The organism is Kitasatospora sp. MY 5-36 (genome assembly GCF_001182915.1).
Taxonomy (GTDB): domain Bacteria; phylum Actinomycetota; class Actinomycetes; order Streptomycetales; family Streptomycetaceae; genus Kitasatospora.
The window spans coordinates 1-746 of sequence record NZ_LFVW01001368.1 but is presented as its reverse complement, the minus strand read 5'-3'; the positions used below and the strand labels follow the sequence as shown (position 1 = coordinate 746).

Below are 746 nucleotides of genomic sequence, written 5' to 3'. Positions count from 1 at the left end.
GGCCGTCGGGTGGCGGCGCTCGGCCCGGGCGAGGGCGGCCGCGAAGGCCGCCTCGTCGGTGAGCCGTACGGCGTGGCCGTGCCCGGCCAGCCACCGCACCAGCTCGTCGTGCGGGACGGCGTGCGGCGTCTCCACGTGGTACGCGCCGGGCGCGGCGTACGGGTCGCGGGCGATCGCGGCGATCCCGGCGGCCACCGTGTCCACGTACGAGAACGCGAAGGCGGTGCCCGGCCGGCTCGGCGCGGCGCCGGCCAGCAGGTAGCCGCGGAGCAGCTGGTAGATCCGGTTGTCGCCGGCGTTGGCCTGGAACGCGCCGGTCCGGCTGTGCGCCGCGATGTGGCCGCTTCGGTGCAGGTAGGCGGCGTGCCCGCGGGCGGCCCAGGCCCGGACGGCCTGTTCGGCCCGGTACTTGGTCCGCTCGTACGGGGTGCGGAAGTGCTGGCCGATCTCCAGGTCCGCCTCGCTGAAGCGGCGCGGCGGGCCGTCGACGCCGCCCGAGACGGCCAGCGTGGAGACGTGGTGGACCCGGGCGTCCGGGGCGTGCTCGCCGACCCAGTCGAGCAGTCGGCGCACCGCCGTGTGGTTGGTGCGCTCCAGCTCGTCGGGTGAGGCCACCAGTCGGACGTCCGCCGCCGCGTGCACCACCAGGTGGGCGCCCCGGGCGTGTTCCAGTGCGGCCGGGGAGAGGCCGAGGCCGTCCCGGTCGATGTCCCCGGCGAGCGCCCGGGCGGGCCGGACCGCGCCCG

Annotated in this window: 1 protein-coding gene; it reads right to left on the bottom strand. The window is 77.9% G+C overall.

Features of this window, described 5'->3' with window-relative positions:
* The coding region (locus tag AE652_RS42475) for an SDR family oxidoreductase (RefSeq protein WP_049661630.1) at positions 1–746 on the bottom strand (746 nt) is incomplete at both ends.